Consider the following 385-nt stretch of genomic DNA (forward strand, 5'->3'; position numbering starts at 1 on the left):
AGATAATGGGGTAGCACCAATATCTTCAAGCAGTTCCTGGCAATGCAATCCTGCACCACAGAAGGTGTCATAGCTTGAATCACCAATCGCGATAATCGCATAGTTGAGATCCTGAGTATTGGGTGGCGTTTGCTGAAGTTGCTCAATAAACGGCTGAATATTTTCTGGATAATCACCCGCACCATGGGTTGATGTAATGATTAACCAAGTCCCTTTAGCGGGTATTTCATCGAGATTTGGCTGATTGTGAATCTCGGTATCTTTACCCATCTCTTGCAGTAAATCATTAAGATGATCGGCAACGTATTCTGCTCCACCTAAGGTGCTACCTGTGATCAAATGAATCATGGACATGTTTATTTTCCTATACAGAATGATGAGAAGA

The 385-nt window shown here is 42.1% G+C and carries 1 protein-coding gene; it reads right to left on the bottom strand.

Annotated elements, in window-relative coordinates; genetic code table 11:
- The coding region (gene mioC, locus AB4585_RS27100; protein WP_372171835.1) for an FMN-binding protein MioC at nt 1–348 on the bottom strand (348 nt) is incomplete at its 3' end.
- Nucleotides 349–385 lie beyond the last annotated feature (37 nt).

Origin of the sequence: Vibrio sp. 10N.222.49.C9 (assembly GCF_041474985.1) — a bacterium.
In the GTDB taxonomy this organism is placed as follows: Bacteria; Pseudomonadota; Gammaproteobacteria; order Enterobacterales; family Vibrionaceae; genus Vibrio; species Vibrio crassostreae_C.